The sequence below is a fragment of the Flavobacterium sp. GW821-FHT11G01 genome, assembly GCF_058808175.1.
In genome coordinates, this window is the sequence record NZ_JBXARK010000003.1 from 178,938 (window position 1) to 201,631 (window position 22,694).

A 22,694-nucleotide genomic window follows, 5' to 3' on the forward strand; every position below is an offset into this window, starting at 1 on the left:
AATGAATCCAGCAACGTCTTGCGGTATGAATATTGTCGGCAAAATAACCTGTACTTTCGTTTACTGAAAACGACATTATGGAAAAAATTGTCGCCTGTATTTTGTCGAGTTTGAATGTTACGTAAGATTGATTGCTTGCCGCTAACTTGTTTATATGTGTGACAAAATCACACAAAGCGATCTAAATTTGGGTAGATATGTGTGCTGTGCTTTGGTATTTATATGAGTGGTCATGCAAACAAAAACAACAGAGAAAATCAAAATTCGTATTTTTAAGATATTATAATAATCCCAGATAATCTGGTTAGATATTTGAATGCTTCACGATAATAATTAAGTGATTTACACAAAAAAAAAGTTTGTCAAATTTTATTAAGTGGCTTTTGATTTTGCAGTAGCAGGAAAATTTGAAAGTTGGATATTATTCAAAATCTTCAAATCTCACAATAAAAGGTTCGAATTTTGTACCATCAGAATCACAATAAAAAAGGAAAGCCTGAGAACATATATTCTCAAGCTTTTTATTAATTCCTACTTTTCACAAATTTCTTTCAGCTTGTCAAGAGCTTTTGGATAGGTCTCATTCATATAATTTACAAAATCTTCTGTTGTGTCTAAGTCAACAGTAACGGTTGTGGTTCCGTTGTTTTTTTCGAAGGTATAGTTTTCAAATCCGTTTGCCCATTTTTCTACATCTGGTCCTTCTGTTATTTCCTGATCCGCTTTTAAAAGCCCATAGTGTTGAATAGAAACAAATTGGTTGGGAATGTTTACAGCTATTCTGGAAACCATACCTCCTTTTTCTCCTTTCTCATCTGTACCAACAAATAGAATTTTACTTCCCTTTTCCCAACTTCCTTCATAGGTAGACGTGGGGTTAAACACGGAGACCCATTCTTCATAAGTTGATTTACTGTTAATGCCAAGCATAAAATCATATATCTTGGTTACAGGGGCACTGATGCTTACTTTGAATTGTAACTTTTTCATAATGTTAAATATTTGGTTGGATTAATCTTTTATACTGTTATTATCTGTAATACTAGGTGTCGTTTTACAAAATTATAAAACCTATCTCATTATGAATTAGGTTTTTGTATATCTTTTTAAGTAGAATTAATTTCCCAAATAATTGGCCAGTTTTCTATTTTTCAGATCCCTTTTTAGAATTCTTCACTAAAATGAAAACTGCAAACGCAAAACACAGTAGGTAAATAATGGCTAAGGCCGGCTTCTCAAATTTTAAAGTTTCAAAGTCGAATTGCTTGAATAATGTTACACCCAATATGATTGCAACAATCCAAAAAATAAATGTTACTACTTTTTTATTTTCCATATTTTTCAATGTTTTATAAGTATGTGAATTATTGTTTCTATTATAACTACAAAATAATGCCTGATTATCATTTTCCAAAATAGATTAGGCAGTGCTTATTTTTTAACGAATATAAGAAATAATAAATGTTTCGAAAAAAGCCTTTTAAAATCAGTGACTTTAAAAGGCTTTTATATAGAACAAATAGGAGTAAATTTATTCCTTAATTAATTTCTCTACTTTAACTCCATTATCAGTTGTTATTCTCAAGAAATACAATCCATTTGATTTATTAGAAATATCAAGTTTTGAATTGTTTTTATCTTCTATTACTTTTTGCAATATTCGGCCTTGAACATCAAATAACTCAATAGATTTTATTGTAGTATCACAATTAATATTTACAGCTCCTTTCGTTGGATTTGGATACATTTTTACACTTTTATCTTGTTCAAAATCTTTATTTCCTAAAGCTTTAAAGATCGTTTCCGCTTTGTTAGTTTCGACTGCTTCATTATAGTCAAAATAGATATTTGCTTCTTTTCCAACTTCATCGCCTGTTAAGAGTGATTTTAGTGTTTGAATTTTGAAAAGTATCGTTCCATGCCCCCCAACAGGTGGAGTTTTTGACATACTCAAATTGATATTTTCAAAAACAAACTCAACTACATTTTTCTTCACAGTAACTTTTGCAGCATGTGAAGCACTTAATAGTTGCAATGAACTGACATTATATTTACTTTCATCAATAACAATTTTTACTACTATATTTTCAGCTTCGGCCGTACCTGTGTTTTCAAAATTGACAACATAATGTAAATAATCACCAATAGTTGAAGGAGAAACATTTTTGCCTTCAAGACAAGTGATATCATTTGGATCGTATGAGCCGATGATTTCCTGATTAAAGACAAACTGGTTGTCTGAAGGATTAATATCTCCAGCAATTGGATTTATAGTAGCTGTAAACTTCAGGATATCTCCCAGATTGGCTGGAGGAGTTTGCATTGGAGTATTTACATTTAATCCTACATAAAAACTTCTGCTCTCAAATGGCAGGAGATTAGTATAATTCCAAGTCATTGTTCCCGGATTTTGGCTATTAGGTGCCAAAGTTGCTAATGCATAATGTAGTAAATTTTTATTGTATGTAAAATCAACAACTCCGTTAAGGGTTTGATTTCCTTTATTTTTAATGACAATCTCGTACCAGGCCATAAATCCTGGTTTTGCCGGATAAATTGGTGCAATAACTATTTCAGCATCGCTTTTAGCCCCAATCGAAGTCACACAGAGATCCTGCGTTGCAGTATTATTGTTGGTATTAGCAAATGTGATTGTTGGTGTAGTGGGTGAAACCGAAAAGAATGTTGGATTTTCAACAGCTGTAGTTATATTAAAATTTCCAGCGGTTGTATAAAAAGTATATTTACCATTTGTATCTGTAAATGTTGAACTTTGGCTTGAACCATCATTCAAATTAACTTTTACATTAGCTTGTTTTGCGTCATTGATATCACATCCGTTATTATCAACATCAAATGCAATTTTGCCGGTAATTGTGTTGTAATTTCCACCTGGCATAAAGCTGCAATACGAATTCACAACAGCTCCTGATAGTCCTAAACCTAGTAAATAGCTTTTTGTTTTACCAATGTAAGCATCATCCTGACAAACAAAAACTAATCCGGTATTTCCATTATTTAAAAAGAAATCTTCATCTCTTCCGTTTTTAGCAAAAACCATTTTAAGATTAGGATTATTACTGGCTGATAATGATTGGAAATTTAATAAACCCGAAACATCAATATTTTGCAAACTAGTATTGCTAAGATTCAAAACTGTGATATTAGGTGAGCTCGAAAAATCTAAAGTTGTTATAGGCGCATCAATACAAAATAAGTTAGTTAAACCAGTACAACCTGTTAGGTTTAATGATGTCAGGTTATTGTAACTAACATCCAGAATCTTTAAATTCGAAAGACCGGAAGCATTTAATGTTGTTAAGGGCGCTTTTTGAAGTAATTCCCCACTGATCGAAAGTACTTCAAGTGCAGCACAACCCTGAACATTTATTGATGATAATGCGTTACTGATATTGTTAATATTTTTTAACGAACTACAATTCGAAAAATCAACAGTTACGAGAGGTGTATTTGGTATATTTAAATTCTTTAGTCCTGTACATCCTGAAAGGTTCAAATTTGTTGTTGGATTTAGATCCAAATCAAGAATTTCAAGATTTGTATTTCCCGAAAGATTCAATGACGGAATTTGATTCGATTTTAAAAAAGCATTTTTTAAATTAGAAGTTCCAGTCAGGTTTAGATTAGAAATAGAATTTGTAGTTGCCAGAATTTGTACGAGATTTGGAGAAGAACTTAAATTTAATGCCGTAAGCTTATTGTTACTACAATCTATATTTGTAAGAGCTGTACAACCCGTAAGTGTTAATGAAGTTAAAACATTATTCTTAACATTTAATTGTTGCAATGTACTACAACCGGAAAGATTTAATGTTGTCAATGCATTATCAGGAATTTGCAAATACTCCAGACTTGAGCAATTCGAAAAATCAGCTGTTACAAGCGTATTACTGAAAAGAAATGTTGATTGCGGAAAATTAAGTAATGTGCAACCCGAAGCATTAATACTATTTAAAGTTGGATTATTCTCAATTAAAAAAGTAGTCAGTTTTGTTAATCCCGAAATATTCATTGAAGTTAATTTATTATTTACAGCATTAAAATATTCTACATTCGTGCAGCCTGTTAAATCAAGGGAAGTCAAAATATTGTCCGCCAGATATAATTCTTTTAAAGTAGCAAGATTACTAACATTTAAAGAGGAGAAAACTGGATTTTGTTGCGCCACAATGGAAGATAAAACAGGGCAATTTGAAATATTTAATACTGTCATTTGTGGATTTTCCATAACTGAAACGCCAGTTAATGCATTCATTCCCGAAACTGTTGCCGAAACCAATGTCGGACTTTTTAGATAAATTGTTTTCAAATTTGGCATTCCGCTTAAATTAACAGATGTTGTGCTAATTCCGTTAAAACCTAATTCGGTTACGTTTGTAAACCCTTCAATTCCCTGTATATTGGTAACCGCGTAAGCGTTGGCACCTTCAATCCAGAGTCTGGTAATTAAAGCAGCTTCAGAGACCTGAATCTGATTGTCAAAATTTGTATCGATTCTTGTTACAGCTGTACTGCCGGAAAAAGCTGTAAAATTTGCAGCACCTCCATTTATAAGCATTGCCTTAAATGTGGGATCTGTAAAAGTCAAAACCTGTGCATTTATTATTACAGTAAAAAACAATAGAAATAGGAGTAGTTTTGTTTTCATAATTGGTTATTTTTTTAGTAGTTTGGGGTAAGAGTTAAAGGGCATTAATTAATTCCTGAAGTTTTTCTTTTTTACTCTGAGCAATAGGAATATTCGAATTATCAGCCATAATTACATAGCCGCCATCGGTTTTTATATAGGATTTGAGATAGGACAAATTAATAAGATGAGATTGATGAATACGTTCAAATCCGTGCTCTCCTAAAAGCTCTTCATATTCTTTAAGTGTTTTTGAAATCAGGACTGGTTTATGGTTTTTGATAAAAAATTGTGTGTAATTTATTTTTGCTTCACAACGGATAATATCCGAAACTTCAAATAAATGAATGCCATCACTGGTAGAAAGTGCAATCCGTTTAAAATTATCAACCTTCTTTCGGATGTTTTCCAAAAGCAAATCAATGTTTTCAAATGAATTATTTTTACCAACAGCCTCTTTAATTTTTGCCATTGTAAATTGCAATTCCTCCGGATCAACAGGTTTTAATATAAAATCTAAAGCACTAAATTTGAATGCTTTTACGGCGTATTGCTCATGCGCAGTGATAAACACGATGTGAGCATTTAGTTTTCCGTTTACTTTGGTCAATCCTTCCAGTATATCAAATCCGGTTCCGTCGGTTAAATGAATATCCAGAAAAATGACCTGAGGCCTTAATTTTTCGATAACGGCAATTCCGGTTTTTACACTTTCTGCTTCACCAATAATCAAAATATCATTTGTGTATCGGTCTAAAAGTGCTTTTAAACCCGTTCTCAAATGTTTGTCATCCTCTATTAATACTGCTGTTATCATTTATTTAAGATATATATTGAACAGGCAAACGCAAAACTACTTTTGTGCCTCTTTTTTTGTTATTAGACTCTAATTCTGTTACTTCAATCTGTGCCGATTTGGAAGTAATTGATTCCATGATTTGCAAACGTTTCTTAGTAATTTCCAACGCCATTGATTTATGCGCCGTTACCGAATTTTCCTTTAAATGTTTGGATTCAGATAATCCAATTCCGTCATCTGTGATAGTACAGATTAATTGTCCGTTTTTTGCATCAAAATCAACCTCAATTTTCCCGTTTCCTTCTTTAGGAACAATGCCGTGAAGTATGGCATTTTCTACAAATGGCTGAATCAACAAAGGAGATAATCCCATATTAAATTCGATTCTTTCGCTTGATCTTATTTCAAATTCAAATTTATCCTGAAACCGAAGCTGCTCTAATTCCAGATAATTCTGCAAACTTTCAATTTCTTTGTCAATCGGAATCAGTGAACCTTTAGAATATTCAAGTGTCAGGCGCATTAATTTTGAAAATTTAGATAAATATTTCAAAGCAGAATCTGTTCCGTTCTGAACAATAAAACTCGAAATCGAACTCAGGCAGTTAAATACAAAATGCGGATTCATTTGTAAATGCAATGCTTTTTGTTCGTATTCTGCTACCTCTTTTTTCAATGTCAGTTGGCGTTTTACCTGCATTCTGTTATAAATAACCAGAACTAATGCAATCAACAAGAATGTGCCCAGAATAGAAAAAATAATAAACTGAATTTGTCTTTTGTTTTTTTCAGACAACAAGGCTTCTTTTTGTTTGTATTCATAATTCACTTCTGCCAAAGCAAATTTCATAGTTGTTCTTTCATTTATTATACTTTCACGGGCATCAACATATTTTTTATAATGAAATAGCGCTGCTTTAGGATTATTCAATGATTCATACAATTCACTAAGTAGTTTTTCAGAATGATAGGTTTGATCAAGCACGCCAATTTCTTTTGCATAGGCGAGTGATTTCTCTGCAAATGGCATAGCTTCCTTATACTTTTTTTGTTCGAAGAGTAGAATCCCAATATTATATAAAGAAAGTGATGCACCAAATTTGTTTTGCAATTCTTCATATAAATCCAACGATTTTTTATAATAATCTCCAGCCAGATTTATGTTTTTTTGCTTTTTATAATAATCTCCCAGATAATTGCACAATAAGGCAAATCCACGTTTGTTATTATTCTTTTCAAATAACTTTTTGGCTTTCTCATAATATAAAAATGCATTTTTCTCTTGTCCGGTTTCAAAATAAATCACACCAATATTTGTCAATGTCACCGCTGCATTCTGTTCTCCTAAAACAGATTGAATTTTGGACGCTTTTTTTAAATATTCTAAAGCCTTAGGATAATTAAACTGCGATTTATAAATGATTCCAATATTATTTAAAGCTTTTGAAACGTTTGCCTGTTCATCAATTTCCTGATATAATTTTAAAGCAGTTTCATAATTTTTCAAAGCCAGACTCTGATTGCTTTGCTCAGAATACACAACTCCTGAACTTGCATAAGAGCGCGCTAATCCGCTTTTAATTTCTTTTTTATTTGGGTCTTCCTCCAGTGCTTTTTTAAATTCAATTTGAGCACTTTTAAAATATTTTAAGGCAACAGAGTAATTCCCTAAAATAATCGAAGCATTTCCTTTGTTTACATAAGCCATTGCGAGCCCAAAAGTAAAGTCGGTTTTTAGACTAATTGCAGTTGCTTTTTGAGCATAAAACAATGTAGAATCAGGATCTATTTCTTTATATAAATCAGCTATTGTATTGTAGCGATTAACTTTTGAAGTATCAATTTGAGTATGAATCAAAACTCTTTTCAAACTATCAATCTGCACATTCTGACTATTGGCTATTGTCTGGATGAAGAAGAAGAAAGAGAAAATTATTACACGTAATTTTTGGTTCACTATAGTTTATTTTGCTTGTTATGAGACAAATGTATGATATGTTTTCAAGTATCATAACATCAATTATTATTTATGAGGTTTCAATTATTATTTGATATTTTTGATTTATTCGAACTATTCTGAAAAAGTATCAAAAGCATTAATTTCAGAGGGATTAGCTATTATTTATTCTGATATACATCACAAAAAAAAGGTTTTAATAAACATACTTTCCTATGTCAATTAAAGCCTTTTTTACTAAAATGAATTATACAATTAATCAATTACAACTTCTGCCAGGTTTTGATTTTCTTTGATTTTACCTAACTGAATCGTTTGCAGTTTTCGTTCTGTAACACCGTTTTTAGACGTATAAACTTCAACCATAACCGTTGTTGGGCCGTTTTCGGTTAAGGTTCTTTCACCAAAATAATTTGATTTGATGATGTATTTTCCTTTTACTGCATTTCGCAATAAATATTGTTCCGGACCATAACCTTGTGTAAAATCTTTAGAGAAACGCGCGCCAATTTCGGTGTCGCGATGTCCGTAATAACATTCTTCGTTGGTTGGTTCTATGATGTGAAGATCGATATCCGTATCCATCTGATTCCAGTTTAGGATAATGCGGATTGCAACCGGCATTTTGCTTAAATATTTTTTGTCTAGTTTGTCTGTTTTAATGCCGCTGTGTTCCTGAATCATTCGGTTCAAATCCATTAAAATAATATCTTCAACACCAGAATATTGTCCGCTCATTTCGCCGAAATAATTTACTTCTAAAGCTTTGATCAATTCATCAAAAGCGGCCTGATATTGTTTGTTATCTTCTAATGTCAAAGCCAAATCACGATGCGCCTGTGGTTCCTGTTCTCTCCATTTTGCTACCTGACTGGCAGTAAACAAAGCATCTTCATACGTTTCCCATTGACGTAATACATAAGTCAGTGATTTGTATAGTTGATGATTCTCTAAACCTAAATCGGCAATGTTACTCAATACTAACAAAGCTTTTTCTTTGTCGCCATTGTCATAAAAGTAGTTAGCCACATCAAAATAAAAATTCGGATTGTTAATTTGATCGGCGCGTAATTCAAGATATACACTGTATCTTTTTTCTGCCGGAGCATTGGCTAAAGCTTTCAAATAAATTCTATCCGGATTCCAGGTGTTTACTTTGGTTTGGTTAAAGTTGGAATAACCAACAGTAACATCCAGATTGGAGTCCACCACATTTTGATTCTGGATTGCATTATCAGCAACAATTGCAGTACCAGAACCAACAGCAATACCGGCAACTTTTGCCGCCAATGATTTTTGAATGTTGTTACTTGGAGCCGAAACACTCTCTGAACGTACCATCATGGCAGAAGCAGCGGGCAAATCTCTTTTTTCTTTTCTATCAGCTATTTCGTCCTCTTCAACATCATCTCGTTGGCTGCGGCTTGTTCCATATCCAGTAACGACAACTGATTCTAACTGTGCGCCTGTATAATCCCTCATCGTTACTCTATAATTTCTAGTTCTTCCGGCTGTAATTTCCTGAGTTTCCATTCCGATAAAAGAAAAAACAAGTTTTTCGCCAGAATTGACGTCAAGACCAAATTTGCCATCAAAATCTGTAGTAGTACCTCGACGAGTACCTTTTACTAAAACATTGACTCCAGGTAGTGGAATACCACTCTGATCTGAAACAACACCTCGTACATTACCACTAATATTGCTGATATTTTTCGGATTCTTTGGCACAGGTACAGGCTTCGGAATATTATATTTTGTATTCTTATCCCACCATGTTTTTAATTGATCATAATAACTGGCGACATTTTCCCAATTACTAAATTTCTTTGCCTGTGCGCTGGCCAATTGCTGTTTCATAATATTGTCGAACTCTGCTCTCAATTCTGCGGGCGGAACAATATCATATTGAATATAATCGTGCAAACTTTCTAAAACAATAAGTGAAGTGTTTTGCGTTACAATTCCGTATCGTTTTCCGAGAGCTTCAATTTCATCAGCATTTGTTTTGTATTGAATTTCAAGATTCGCTATCTTCTTTTGTGCCCATAATTTTTCGATGCTTATTTCTCCCGAAACCGGAATTGTAGCATCAATATGAATTGTTTTTTCTAATACAGGTTTTTCGTCATAACCAAAAAGCAATACCACATCATTTTTGCTTTTCAGTGAAATTCCGGCCACGCTAAAACTTCCTGAAACCGGTGTTCCGGCCATTGGATATAAATCGGTTACCAGATAATTTTCTTTGATTCCCAGAAATTTCAAACTCTGATACATTAATTTATCGTACGCGTCTTCAATTTTTAACTGATTTAAATTGATGAAATTCCCGCCTGTTTTTATCGCATTATAATTCAGAAAGGCATAATCTGATGCCCCAAGCGAAGTAATAGTATAAATAGGTTTTTTCGTTGTAGCCAATAGGTTTGCACTCAACGAAGATAATCCGTCTGTAAAAAATAAATATTCATCATGAACCGGCAATTTGATTTTAGAAAATCGGGTACCGCCATCATAAACCGCATTTTCTAAAACGGATTTTAGAGCAGACCAATCACCATTTTGAATGGCATAAGTATTCTTTTTTTCAAAGTTGTAACCCGCAAAATACAAAGTAACCGACACGTTTTTCAATTGATTAAAATAGGCAGCAAGCAATTGCAATTCTTTCTTACTATTTCGGTTTTTGCAGCTTAGCGAAACATCCCAGATCAAACCAATAGTATTTGGATTTTTCTTTAGTATTTTAGGATTATCTAAAATTGTATTGGCATAAAAATAATGCTGATCATTGACGCTTTGAGCTACAACACTCGGAATTTCAGCACGAATCGGAATCGTGATTACTAATTTATCCTTAAGCTGATAATTTTCTTTTTTAATAGAAGTCAAATAAGCCTGATTCTGGTTTTCTAACGCCAGAATTCCTTCATCATTAACAATCGTTGGTGCCGCGGTTGCCCCCAAAACCGCGACATTCAACTCAAATATGTCCAGTTTCCCAGAATAACTGCTCAGCATTTGATACGATAAATGTGATGCATCAAAACTGCTTAATTCTTGCTCGTAACCAATAATTACAATACGTTCTTTTCCCGGCATTAAAGGATAAATTCGAGTTCTGAAATTATTTCCTTCTACTTTTTCGAGTAATCCCGGATCGACACGACGATGTTCAACGGCTTCAAAAACCTGTTTTCCTTTGTTTTTATTTACCGGCACTGCTTCACGCATTTTCCCGTTAATGTCAATCGCATATCTTGAAACCGAAACGCCTTCCGGTAACGGAAACATCAATTCGGCTTCCATCTGGCGATTAGTTCCGTTATAAAAATGCATTTCAGTTGTCGTATAGGCGATATTGCCCACAATTTTTACGGCAACTTTAAGTTGATTTAATCGGACTAAAGAAGAATCTTTACCTTTTACATTCAATTGTGGACTTTGAGCGTGAGTAAAAAATCCGAAGAATAACAGCGAAATTAGAAGTACGTTTTTCATAAAGTATAGTTTTAAGTTTTCCAGAAGAAACTTCTCTATTACTATAGAGTACTATTATTATGAAAAGGTTGGGACGAATAAAAAAACTTCTCTATAAAAAGTCTTATAAAGAAGTTTTTTCAATTTTTTAGAAGTTTTTAAGGAGCTATTTCCAGCTATCCACTTGTATCTTTTATGGCGAACCCCGCCATAAAAGGATACCGCTCCTATCTGGGCTAGGGGACTCTCTTTCAAAAGAAAGTCCATTTTCCTATTTTATAATATTCGATTTTATTTCGAATTTTCCAGAAAAGCATGAATATAATTTACGACCAAATTTACGTGTTGATGCTGTGGCGCATGTCCCGTTTGTGGAAATATAATATGTTGCGCCGTTGGCAAATGCCGCGTTAACGGATACCAATTTTCGACTGCAAAACTAGTATCATGATCTCCGGAAATAATTAAAATTGGTGTTTTGGTAGTTTTCAGCTTATCTCTGTAATTATCTTTGTCTTCAGAAGCGTTTTCGCCTCCTGCAAAATACAATTGAAAAACATCCATGGTTGAAGGAATTTTAGCCACATCAATTCTTTGGGCAATTCGGTCGTGAGAAGCTTTTGCAGCTTTCCTGCTTTCTTCAGATTCTGGTTCAAAGAATAGTACGACTTCGTCATCAAAGTCATTTATCGGTTTTAAAGCATGATCTAGAAAAGATTGTTCCAACGGTATCACTCTTTTTCCTATAGGTCCGGTTCCTAATAAAATTGTATGGGTAACCAGTTCTGGATATTGGTGCGTTGCAGCCTGTGTCACCAATCCGCCGTAAGACCAGCCCATAAAAATGGCTTTTTTAATTTTCAGGAAATCGGCCAGATCTTTCACATCCTGCGCAACTATTTTGACATCGGTTGGTAAAGTTCCGGTGGAATAACCAATTCCGCTGTAATCAAAAGTAATTACACGATACTTCTCGGCCAGTTGATCTAAAAACAAAGGATCCCAGGTATCGAGTGTACCCCTAAACCTGTTTACTAAAATAATTGGAGTTCCTTGTCCGATCGAGCGATACGCAATTTTACGGCCCGGAACATCAGCAAATTCTGTAGTTGAATTCAGCGCGCTAATCTTTTGTGCATTCATAATAGATAAATTTGTTATAAGCATCAAAAAAACAAATGAGGTTTTCAATTTTTTCATCGTTTTCAATTTTGGTTCACGACAAATCAAAAAACAATTTTAATGCCTTGGTTAAAATATTTTATAATCCTGTATTTTTGAGATATGGAGCGGCTTAACAGTTTTATTTTCTACTTTATTTCGCTAAAGAAAAATGTTTTTTAACGATATTTAGAAAAATTAGATCTCGATTGTACTGCCAATTTTTGGTAAATAAAGGTGCAGATTAGCATTTGTAAAATCGGCAGTTGCTTTTTCGTGATCCATTACAATGAAGCCAAAAGTGTCGTAATGAACGCCCAGAATTTTAGTAACCCCAACCAATTTTGAAGCTTCAATAGCTTCTTCAACTCCCATAGTGAGTCCGTCACCAATTGGGAAAACGGCAAAGTCAAGTTTGGTAAATTTCGGAATAATCTGCATGTCTAAAGTCAGGGCCGTGTCGCCGCTGTAATAGAAATTTCCGTCTGATGTTGTCAGTACAAAACCGCAGGCAATTCCGCCATAACTTCCATCCATAAAACTGCTCGGATGTTGTGCAATAACGCATTTTACCCGTCCGAAATCAAAATCAAATTTTCCACCCGGATTGATCGGATGCGCATTTTCGATTCCGTTTTTCAGGAGCCAGTTATAGATTTCGAAATTCCCAAGCACTTTAGCACCGGTATTTTTGGCGATTCTTTCCACGTCTAAAATATGATCGTAATGAGCATGAGAAATAAAAATATAATCGGCTTTTATGGCGTCAACGTCAATATCTTTTGCTAATTCGTTTGGCGTAATAAAAGGATCAAAAAGAAGGTGTTTTCCATTGGCAAAAACAGAGAAACACGAATGTCCGTAATAAGTTACTTTCATGGTAAATGAATTTAGAAATTAATATTAAATCACTATAAATATTCAAATAATATACCATCCAAATTAATTTTAGAAGAAGGCTATTCTTCAAAAACCTTTTCTGTATCCACAGGATTATTCTCCTGATACAGTTTTTTACCAATTTCTCCGCTGTCGCCTAAAGCACGTCCTTTAATCAGCCACGCAATTCCGAAAGCAAATAAAGCAAGAGCTTCTAAAATTAAAGTGGAATACCGGAAGAATTTAAAAGTTTCAGAAATAGGCACAAGAATCACAAAAACAATTATGGAATAGCCACAAAAACGATAAATATTGTTTTCGTTTAAAATGCTTTTTGCATCTCGTGTTTCGTTCTCCTGACCAATCGTAAAAACATTAATAGCAAGTAAAGCCATGATCAGAAAAAGTAGCGCCGCAAAACCATAGTGAAGCCAGCCTAACCATTTTTCAGAATACGGAATCAAAGTGTAAATTTTAAAAGTAAAATCATCGGGATTCATTGGGAACAATGCTACGCCAATCGCCATAATTCCAGCTATATTGGTAAGCAGATTGTCATTTTTCCAAAAGGAAGCATTGCCGTGGCCTCTATACCGAATCATAAATAACCCAACAGCGGCTAAAGTTCCGGTAAAAATTTCCCTGAGATTGGTGTAATAATAATTGCTTATAGAAGGCTGAAGTGGGGTTTTAAAAAAAGAAATAAAAGACAAACCCACTAAAAGGATGGGCAAACTGATACCTAAGTAACCAATAGCACGCCTGATTCTTCGGTAAGTAAAAATATCAAAGCTTTCAATTTTAACCTCTTTGTTATTTATTTTCATAACAATTTCTTTTGATTGCAGATTGTAACTTAAATCAACTTTCTTCAAATCCGGTAGGCCAAACACCATATTTGCTTTTAAATTCTGAAGGAGTTTCTGGTTGTCCCATATTTCCGTAAAATTTGTTTAATTCTCTTTCTTTTACAAGTCTTTCCCATGTTTCATCATCCATTGATTTCTTTTGAAAAGAAATTAATTTTTCTGATTCAGAATATTTATTGCGCTCGATATTTTTATTAATTCTAATTTTTTGTTCAGGTGTTAATTTGCCTGCAATTTGTTTCCATAAATCACCTATTGGGTTTTTAGTCGCAAGTTTGGCTAAGTTTTGAATATCCTCTTCATTTAAATTTTTAGGAAATTCCTCTGGATTAAAATCTTTCATTATCAGTAATTAAATTATATTATTTTCGAGAAAACAAATTCTCCACCACCCAAGCTGGGCCAATCATTAAAAACTGAAGATCTTTTAAGAAGGAAGGTTTTTTGCCTTCAATATTATGCCCGTAAAATTGCCCAATCCAGGCGATGACAAAAACGCCAATAGAAAATATCCATAACGGTACAAATTGACCGATGTAATAATTTACAACCAGACAAATAGCAGAAAAAATAGCAATTTTAATCGCCATCGCAACTGATAATCGAATGTAAAAAATAAGCACAAAAAGCAATACCACAACTGCCCAATTTTCGATAATTGGGGCGTTTAATTTTAAAGTATTGGCAATTATTCCACTCGGAATACTCATTAATAAACCAACAATAGAAAAATAAATTGCAGGAACGCAAACATAGTGAATGGCCTTATTTTTCGGGTTTTGATGACTTACAGCATATTCTGCAAACCATTGGTCTAAAGTTCTCATCTTTTTGGTTTTAAGGTTAGTTGCGTAAATCTAACAAAATTTTCTTCAGTTTATTAAGAGCCTGAAAGAATTACAGGCAATCAAAATATATTATTAGTATCTGTAACCTGAATTAATTTTTTAAATCGGCTTCTGTCATAATCAATTCGGCTTGCTTTTACGGCAATCGGAAAAGAAATCCCAATATTGGAGTTCATTTTTAATTTATTTAAGCCATTTGTAGAAAAATCAAGTTTGCCATCAGCGACGTCATTAAGGCTGGCGACAAAGGCCGCATTCAAAGTAAAATCGGTTTCAATATCGACTACAAGGTTTTGGGCAAAAACGGTTCCTGTTGTCAATAAAAGATAATTTTGGTTGATGTTTTTTAAAAGAGAAGGATTCGGATGCAGAAAATCAGCACCGTAAAAATATTCTTCAAGATTACCAATCGTGTATTCTTTGGTAACCGAATTTCCATAACTAATCGTTACTGTTTTTCCCGATTGTATTTTTGAAGTTATTCCGAATGTTCCGAGTCCAAGCGTTTTCAAAATCTCTCCCAAAAGGGTAATTCCAATATTAAATCCGTATTCGTCTTTTTTGGTGTAATCGACATTCAACGCAGCGTTTTCGATTTCTGTCAATACAATATCGCTCTTAAAAGCATGGTTGATATTGTCGTAATAAAGTTGAGCGTCATCAAAAGGTTTTTTGAGCCATAATTGCAATGGTTTATGGTTTCTGACAGGTCCTTCGATCAAGTCATAACCTTGTCCGCTTAAAAAATTGGTAAGTTTCATTTTTGTGGTATTTAAAGTTATTAGTAGTTTGGGTTATCCGATAAAATTTGTTTTTGGTTACTCTTTTTTTTAAATTAATTGGTTTCTAATATTCTCATTTATAGGATTTAGCTATTACAAATTTATTAAATATTATAAGTTAATTCGCAAATTTTATGATTGATTTATATACTGTTATCTGATAAATAGCAACTTAAAAAGTAAATCAGGATTAAAGCTAAAATTTATTCAAAATTGTGAATATCTATTTCACAATTAATCGATTTTATTTCCGTTAAAATCTATCTTTGGCAACCTTAAAATAAATAGAAATGAGCGCAGTTTGGTACGAATGCAAAGTAAAATATAGAAAAACAGATGATATTGGAACACAAAAGGTTACGACCGAACCTTATTTGGTAGACGCCATATCCTATACAGAAGCAGAAAGCAGAATCAACGAAGAAATGGCAGCGTATGTGAGTGAGGAATTTAAAATCACAAACATCAAAGTGGCCAATTATGCTGAGATTCACCCGTTCGAAAATGCTGATCGCTGGTTTAAATCGAAAGTTTCGTTAATTGCTTTTGATGAAGAAAGCGGTAAAGAACGCAAAACAAATATGTATTTGTTAGTTCAGGCAAATGATGTAAAAGAAGCGTATGACAATACGGTTTCGGTAATGAAAAACACGATGGGAGATTACACAATCCCGGCTATTTCAGAATCGCCAATTATGGATGTTTTCCCATATTTTAGTGGAGAAGAAGGAGATCTGGAACAAATAGAAAGATTTAATACACTAAAAGGTTCAAAACCAGAATTAGTAGCCGTAGGAGATATGGGCGAAAATGTAGAAGATTTGGTTGAAGCTGATAGCGAGTAAACTATTAAAATCATAATTTATAAAGAGGACTTTTTAAGGTTCTCTTTTTTTTGTTCTACAGGAGCTGTATTGACAATTCACAATTCACAATTCACAACTCACAATTATAAATTATACTCAAAAACGCCATCCCACAAAGCATCAATAGTAACAAGTGCTTTGTCTAACGAAACAACTTCCCATTTTCCATTGGTTTCTACACCAAGACCAATACTTTTTAGTTTATCCAAAGCATTTTTTACATTAAAATCGAGATTGGTGTTCAATTTGGTTTCAAACCATAATTCAATTTGAGTATCAAGTTCTTCGGAAGTTAAAGGATTTTCGCTTTTGTATAAAAAAGTATACGCCAAAATGGTTTCCTTAAGCACTTCTTCTTCTGATGAATTTAGTAGTGAATAAAAAGCACCGCTGTTATTTCCGAGATTTTTGAAATACAAACTATCCGAAAGTATTTTAGAATATCTGATTTTCTTATTTACAAAATTGTTGTATTGACGGAAGCAATAAATAGATAAGATTCCCAAGGCGATTAATCCCTGATTTAAGGAAGTTTTACTGTTCAGTAAATCGATCGCTTCGCCGGTTTCATAAGCCTTATACATATTGACCAATGCCGGAATTACTTTTGCGCTTAATAATGAAATTCCACCAAAGATTCCCGGAACCCAAAGTAGCAGTTTATCCTTTAAAGACATTCTCGGAATCGCGTTTGGAAAAATCGTTTCCAAATCATTTTTAGGAACGCGCTTAAAGATTTTCAAAACTACTGAACCCGGTTCAATTGGCATTTTACCCAATTTAACTTTCTTTTCTTTCAGGAAATTCGTGTCGTTGTAATGCAGGTAAATCAGAACACGATCGTAGTATTCGATTTCGACTTCTTTCTTCCAAAAAAAATATTTCTTTACCTTTTCCTTTGCTGTATGTTGACCTCGCACATACATTTCATAATCCTTAAAAGCATTAAAATCGATTGAAAGATTTAAACCAATCAAATCTGATTCCTTAAAAGCAGCGTCTAAAGTTTCCTGATCAATTCGCGTATAATTTCCGAGCGTTAAAACGGTTAAAAGGGTTTTCTTAAAGGTTGAAAAATCACTTTTCCCTATAAAATTTTTACGCTCTTTGTTGCTTAAATCCGGATCAAACAAAGCATAGTTTTGCTTTAAATTTCGGTTTAAGTTAAAAGCTTCGTAATGAAAATAATGTTCGATAATATCAAACAATTTTTTGAAATCATCAACCTTTTTAGGATCTTGAGAGAAAGTGGCAAGTTGCTGTTCGAGTAAGAATTCCTTATTAAAGGGAATATAATGTTCTCGTGTCATGTTTTGTAGGTTCTTGGGTACTAAGCTTCAAAGATACATTTTTTAAGGTTCATAGGCTAATAGTGACAAAGGCTCAAAGAAAAAGCTACACGATAAATGTATCTTAATCTTAAGCCCTTGACAGATATATATTTGAGCAGAAATTGCTAATTAAATTTGAATTCCATCTATTGTTGAGACAATTCTGTTTCAGTGTGCAGTGCACAAACCCAATTATTATTTTCTTTAATCCAGGTAGAGGTGCAGGCACATTTCAGATGGGCATTTTGCTTATCGTTTGCCATTTGTAGCTCTATTTGGTAGGCTGTTATTGCAGTATTTTCAGCAAGTAATTGCGTTTCCACATCAGAAATATTCAATACTTTTATTTCACTTCCATCTCCTGATTCAAACATCTTTTTAAACGTGGCCTCATCTACACTTTGTAAGCCAGTTTTGCCGGCTATTATACAAGGAAAATGAGTAAGATTTTTTACCGTTTCATAATCATGATTTTCCATTCCCTGCCAATATTTTTTTTCCAGTTCCATAATTTGTGTTTCCATAATCATCTTTATTTACGTTAAACAGTAATACAAAGTTTACAATAATATTAAAATGCATGTCTACTTTTAACATAGATTTAATTGCTAATAGAAAAAAAGGAACGTCTCTCAGATAAAGTATCACATCTTTACAAGCCGCAACTGAAATAATGTTCAATAATATCAAACAGCTTTTTAAAACTAAAAAGTGAGACCTTAAATCGTTGTCGATTCGGATCTCACTTTTGCTCAAAAAAAAAGCATTAAAGCATTCAGGGTTTTTTCCTAGTAAAACCGTGACAAAATACTTTACCGTAGTCGTGAAAAGTATAAGAATTAATACAAAGTTCTACCGCATATTTCTATCCGGATTTTTATTGTTGCGAATTGCATTTATGGGCACTCACTCGTTGTTGTCTTTTCTTGATATTGATACCATTATCACTATTAATGCCACCATCATTGCAAATGTTAGTATCAAAACCTATTCGCTATATTTATAAATTATCTAACAGGCACATTCTCTTATTAGCTAAATTTTAGTTTAGAAACTTCTTTTCTATTCGTTTCCCTTAAGGTCATTAGTTTTTTTAAAGCTTCTGGAAAAACAGTAACCATAAAAAAAATACTCATTATAATTCAAGAGTTTAAAAATCCTTATTCAACCAGGTTTTTATTATAGGTTATTGACTTTGTTTACTATCGCTTTTTTAGATTCGTTATTAAGCTTATGATATTCTGTTTTTAGTATATCACAAATAATCCCAACCCTGTCACCACGAATCGATTTCCGAATATAATCGTAAGAATATCCGTGCCTTTCTTTTATAATCTTTAGCACATCTTGATTATAACTCGGTTTAGATTTTATATTTTTGTCCATTGTTCAGTTAGTATTAACAAAGGGACAAATATAGTAAGATATTTCTTATTTATGTAATAAGTATAAGATATTTTCTAAAATATTATATGTATGGCTGAAAACACTTTAAAAAGATTAAAACAATTTCTTGATTTCAAGGGTATTAAGGTAAGTGCTTTTGAAAAGGAAGTAGGTATGTCGAACGGTTCTTTTGCCAGTCAATTGAAAAACAATAAAACTATAGGAGTTGATAAGTTAGAAAATATCTTAAAAAAATATTCTGATATTAACATAGAGTGGCTTTTATCCGGAAACGGTAATATGATAAAATGGGATGTTGTAAATGAAGACGCTGTCCCGTATACTAAAACGGCTAAGGACGATTCAGACCAGGCCATTAATTACAAAGAACTTGCAGAATCCCGAAAAGAAACAATTGAAAGCCTTAAAAAAGTAATTCTGTATCTGGAGGCTCAAATAGAAGCAAACAATCAAAAGAAAAGGTGATTTAAGATTTTCTCTTAATACTATAAAAAAAGCGCAGCCATCGTAAGACAGTTGCGCTTTTTTAAAACAAACTATTTGGAAGTTGGTAAATAGCCTAAAACTAAAAAGTGAGATCTTAAACCGTTATCGATTGTGATCTCACTTTTTGCCCCAAAAAATAGTATTAACAATCAAGGTTCCCTACCTACAGAAAAACCAAGATAAAAATATGTTCCACCATACTGAGAGCAAGTATAGGAATTAATCCAGAGCTGGCTATACGTATTTATACCTGTTTTTGATTGCATTCAGTAAATTTAACATTGAAAGTGCTTTTTATTAACGACAAAAAAGGTATAGTTAGCATGAAAAGGGAAATTGAGCAAAACGACAAATCTAAAATGGCCGCTTATTCCCCAAACTCTTCACAATAAAAAGCTAGTTGTAGCAGGAGCCATTTCTATTAGACTACCTTACAAAAAAACAAATGTCGATAGAGGAGAAGGTTAGGCAGGTTGAAGTATTGTTTGATCGTCTTGAAATTGAAATTTCGGCTTTCCAGTCTCAAACGCATTTGCATTGCAACGCCGGTTGTGGCAAGTGTTGTTCTACACCCAACATAGACGCTTCGCCTTTAGAATTTTTACCCTGGGCATTTCATTTATTTTTGAATGGCAAAGCCGAAGCAACCTTAAAAGAATTAAGCAGCATTTCGACTAAAAACTGTTTTTTATACCGTTCGCTTTCCGTTCTCGAATATCATAAAGGAAGTTGTAGCAATTATCGTTATCGCGGTTTAATTTGCCGCCTTTTTGGTTATGGCGCTACGACAGACAAATTTGGAAAACTACGATTAGCCACCTGCAAAATCATAAAAGAAGAGCAACAGGAAAACTTTAATAAAGCCGAAGAAGAGATCAATAACGGCCAATACGTTCCCATTTTTTCTGATTATTATATGCAATTAGCCCAAATCGATCTTAGAATGGGTGTTAGCTTGCTTCCCATAAACGAAGCTCTGAAAATAGCTATTGAAGAAGTTTTGCATTATTATGCGTATAGGCCATTTCCGGGTGGATTGGAGAATATTGCTTAAAGAAATCACATGGTTATTACGCAACGATACTGTTAGAAAGTGCAAAGTATTTTAGGACTGATTACGTAATTTTGAAAAAGAACACTTGTAATAGACAAGGAATTCTTTCAATCGTAAATAAATAGTAAAAGATGGAAAATAGTACAACTACCAAAACTCAAAATTTCTTCAGAATACTTTTGGGAATCTTTATGATAACGGCAGCAATGGGACATTTTACTTTTCAGCGAACCGATTTTCAGGCACAGGTTCCGAATTGGGTTCCGATGGATAAAGATCTTGTGGTTATACTTTCCGGCATTGTCGAAATGGCAATGGGTTTGACGCTGATTTTTCTAACCCGTTACAAAGCACAAATTGGGATTGTACTTGCTGTATTTTTTATGCTCGTTTTTCCGGGTAATCTAGCTCAATATTTAAACGGAACAGACGCTCTGGGAATGAACACTGATCAGGCCCGATTGATTCGATTGTTTTTTCAGCCTGTTTTAATTTTATGGGCTTTGTGGTCTACTGGGGCGCTTGGTGTTTTGTTTAGAAGGAGATGATTTTTGGCGAAAATTTGTGGTTACGAAGTCAGAGATCTGCGCACAATGGATATTTGATTTATTTCCTGAAAATTAAATATACTTTCAGCCAATAAAACACAGCGAGGGAAAATAGCAACATCCCGATAGCTGCTTTGATATATAAAATTTGATCAGAAAAAATCCAGTTATCCTGAATGGATTGTTCATGTTGATTGCAGATAAAACCTTTTTCCTTTTGTTTGTTTACCCACGCATAGTAGTTAAGATGAGTTTGGTTTAAAGTATCTGCAATAGGTTCAACCGTAATATTATTTTCGATAACGGCACTTCCGTCTGGAGTATTTAGATCAAAAATGGTTTTATAATTATCAAATCTTTTAGATAAACCATAAGTTAAAATTCGTTTATTTTTTGAGCCTACTGTTTTGGTATAGGTAGAGTCAATTACAACAAATTCTTTTTTATAAGATTTAGGATTTTGAAACATTTCTTTATTTTTAAAATAAAATATCAAGCTTCTTCCTCCTAAAGCGATTGCTACTATGAAGATGAAAACTGCGGAAAGCAGAAAAAACAATCTGAGTTTGTTCATTGAGAATTTGTTTAAAGCTTATTTTTGGTTTTGAATCTTGCCAAGTTAATTTTTTTTGAAATATTAATTACTTTGGAAAGAGAAATAAAACTATTTAATTTCAGAAATACCATATTTAATCGTACTGTTTTCAAATATGGATTTAAGCATATCATACTTTGTACTGCAATATTCACCAATCCTAAATCTTTTGTCGCTAGATCTAAAATGCTTACAACTAAAACACAGTTCTAAATATGCAATTATTCGATTGTCAGCGTTCAGAAGTAAAATACCATTTCTGGGCATGTAACATTTTACATCTTCCATTGCATAAGGCATTTTTTTATAAGTGAAATTGTAGATAATATCAGTTAACTTGTTTATTTGTTCTGAAGTTAAAGTGGCTGTTTCATAATACAATTCAGGATTAAAAACGTCTTGTCCTAATTTGATTGAACGCATATGTTTTATTAAACCCTGCCCAGAAACTTCTTCATATTTATCTTTAAAAGAAATGATCTTGATTTGCGAACTTTTTGAGAAAGGAAATTGATTTAATCGTTGTTGCTCTGATAGATTTTTTGTTCTAATGCATTCAGCATTGTTTTCATTAGATTGTGAAAAAGTATTTTGAACCAGTAAAAGTATTAGAAACAGAAATTTTCTCATTTGTAGATCGATAGTTATTATGAAACGAAAATACGATTTTAAACTTTATGGTTTGTATGGATTTCAAATCCAGATGAATGTTAAAAAGTTGTTGTCTATATCTGAGTAATCGAATTCTAAATGTTTGTAAGATAGGTATATATTGTATGTTTGTATTCCAACCACCAAGTACTTTTACGGGTTCTACTTCAATAAGGATGATCGTATGACCGATAACCGTCCATACATGAAGTTTAAGGCGTCAAGCATGAGTAAATTCCACTCATGCATGAGGCTATGAGAGGAATAAATGACGTTCATGACGTCAAATTTGGCGTCATGAACGTCATCTTTGACGGGTAAATCCGTCATAAA

19 protein-coding genes are annotated in these 22,694 nt (G+C 33.2%); 4 read left to right on the forward strand and 15 right to left on the reverse strand.

Going from position 1 to position 22,694, the window contains the following annotated elements; all coding sequences use genetic code 11:
• Window positions 1-531: 531 nt before the first annotated feature.
• The 11 genes from AC1RRN_RS07865 to AC1RRN_RS07915 all read right to left on the reverse strand — a co-directional run bounded on the left by AC1RRN_RS07865 (window position 532) and on the right by AC1RRN_RS07915 (window position 15,402).
• Window positions 532-990 (reverse strand): SRPBCC domain-containing protein, encoded by a 459-nt coding sequence (locus AC1RRN_RS07865; protein WP_492966771.1) that lies wholly within the window; start codon window positions 988-990, stop codon window positions 532-534.
• A gap of 541 nt (window positions 991-1,531) precedes the next feature.
• A complete protein-coding gene (locus AC1RRN_RS07870; protein WP_492966772.1) occupies window positions 1,532-4,669 on the reverse strand; it encodes a T9SS type A sorting domain-containing protein in 3,138 nt (1,045 codons plus the stop codon).
• Between the two features lie 34 nt (window positions 4,670-4,703).
• A complete protein-coding gene (locus AC1RRN_RS07875; protein ID WP_492966773.1) occupies window positions 4,704-5,465 on the reverse strand; it encodes a LytR/AlgR family response regulator transcription factor in 762 nt (253 codons plus the stop codon).
• Between the two features lie 4 nt (window positions 5,466-5,469).
• Window positions 5,470-7,404 (reverse strand): tetratricopeptide repeat protein, encoded by a 1,935-nt coding sequence (locus tag AC1RRN_RS07880; RefSeq protein ID WP_492966774.1) that lies wholly within the window; start codon window positions 7,402-7,404, stop codon window positions 5,470-5,472.
• A 255-nt stretch (window positions 7,405-7,659) separates the two neighbouring features.
• Window positions 7,660-10,905 (reverse strand): DUF2135 domain-containing protein, encoded by a 3,246-nt coding sequence (locus AC1RRN_RS07885; RefSeq protein ID WP_492966775.1) that lies wholly within the window; start codon window positions 10,903-10,905, stop codon window positions 7,660-7,662.
• Between the two features lie 270 nt (window positions 10,906-11,175).
• On the reverse strand, window positions 11,176-12,084 hold the full coding sequence (locus AC1RRN_RS07890) for an alpha/beta fold hydrolase (RefSeq protein ID WP_492966776.1): 909 nt from the start codon (window positions 12,082-12,084) through the stop codon (window positions 11,176-11,178).
• 159 nt (window positions 12,085-12,243) lie between these two features.
• A complete protein-coding gene (locus AC1RRN_RS07895; protein WP_492966777.1) occupies window positions 12,244-12,924 on the reverse strand; it encodes a metal-dependent hydrolase in 681 nt (226 codons plus the stop codon).
• 80 nt (window positions 12,925-13,004) lie between these two features.
• A complete protein-coding gene (locus tag AC1RRN_RS07900) occupies window positions 13,005-13,751 on the reverse strand; it encodes a hypothetical protein (protein WP_492966778.1) in 747 nt (248 codons plus the stop codon).
• Window positions 13,752-13,785: 34 nt separating this feature from the next.
• Complete coding sequence (locus AC1RRN_RS07905) at window positions 13,786-14,136, reverse strand: hypothetical protein (RefSeq protein WP_492966779.1); 351 nt, start codon at window positions 14,134-14,136, stop codon at window positions 13,786-13,788.
• Window positions 14,137-14,155: 19 nt separating this feature from the next.
• The gene (locus AC1RRN_RS07910) at window positions 14,156-14,620 is read right to left on the reverse strand and encodes an Mpo1 family 2-hydroxy fatty acid dioxygenase (protein WP_492966780.1); all 465 of its coding nucleotides are present in this window, start codon (window positions 14,618-14,620) and stop codon (window positions 14,156-14,158) included.
• A gap of 80 nt (window positions 14,621-14,700) precedes the next feature.
• Window positions 14,701-15,402, reverse strand: a complete 702-nt coding sequence (locus AC1RRN_RS07915) for a gasdermin (RefSeq protein WP_492966781.1) — start codon at window positions 15,400-15,402, stop codon at window positions 14,701-14,703.
• A gap of 311 nt (window positions 15,403-15,713) precedes the next feature.
• On the opposite strand from AC1RRN_RS07915, the gene AC1RRN_RS07920 reads away from it, so the two are divergent.
• The gene (locus tag AC1RRN_RS07920; RefSeq protein WP_492966782.1) at window positions 15,714-16,268 is read left to right on the forward strand and encodes a DUF4494 domain-containing protein; all 555 of its coding nucleotides are present in this window, start codon (window positions 15,714-15,716) and stop codon (window positions 16,266-16,268) included.
• A 104-nt stretch (window positions 16,269-16,372) separates the two neighbouring features.
• On the opposite strand, the gene AC1RRN_RS07925 is transcribed toward AC1RRN_RS07920, so the two are convergent.
• On the reverse strand, window positions 16,373-17,599 hold the full coding sequence (locus AC1RRN_RS07925) for a TMEM143 family protein (RefSeq protein WP_492966783.1): 1,227 nt from the start codon (window positions 17,597-17,599) through the stop codon (window positions 16,373-16,375).
• A gap of 167 nt (window positions 17,600-17,766) precedes the next feature.
• The gene (locus tag AC1RRN_RS07930; protein ID WP_492966784.1) at window positions 17,767-18,144 is read right to left on the reverse strand and encodes a nuclear transport factor 2 family protein; all 378 of its coding nucleotides are present in this window, start codon (window positions 18,142-18,144) and stop codon (window positions 17,767-17,769) included.
• A gap of 952 nt (window positions 18,145-19,096) precedes the next feature.
• Here AC1RRN_RS07930 and AC1RRN_RS07935 point away from each other — a divergent pair.
• From AC1RRN_RS07935 to AC1RRN_RS07945, 3 genes are all read left to right on the forward strand, one after another.
• Window positions 19,097-19,492 (forward strand): hypothetical protein, encoded by a 396-nt coding sequence (locus AC1RRN_RS07935; RefSeq protein WP_492966785.1) that lies wholly within the window; start codon window positions 19,097-19,099, stop codon window positions 19,490-19,492.
• Between the two features lie 466 nt (window positions 19,493-19,958).
• Complete coding sequence (locus AC1RRN_RS07940) at window positions 19,959-20,567, forward strand: YkgJ family cysteine cluster protein (protein ID WP_492966786.1); 609 nt, start codon at window positions 19,959-19,961, stop codon at window positions 20,565-20,567.
• 131 nt (window positions 20,568-20,698) lie between these two features.
• Window positions 20,699-21,115, forward strand: coding sequence for a DoxX family protein (locus AC1RRN_RS07945; RefSeq protein WP_492966787.1), 417 nt, complete (start codon window positions 20,699-20,701; stop codon window positions 21,113-21,115).
• A 58-nt stretch (window positions 21,116-21,173) separates the two neighbouring features.
• On the opposite strand, the gene AC1RRN_RS07950 is transcribed toward AC1RRN_RS07945, so the two are convergent.
• The gene (locus AC1RRN_RS07950; RefSeq protein WP_492966788.1) at window positions 21,174-21,689 is read right to left on the reverse strand and encodes a hypothetical protein; all 516 of its coding nucleotides are present in this window, start codon (window positions 21,687-21,689) and stop codon (window positions 21,174-21,176) included.
• Window positions 21,690-21,779: 90 nt separating this feature from the next.
• Window positions 21,780-22,340 (reverse strand): hypothetical protein, encoded by a 561-nt coding sequence (locus AC1RRN_RS07955; protein WP_492966789.1) that lies wholly within the window; start codon window positions 22,338-22,340, stop codon window positions 21,780-21,782.
• Window positions 22,341-22,694: the final 354 nt, after the last annotated feature.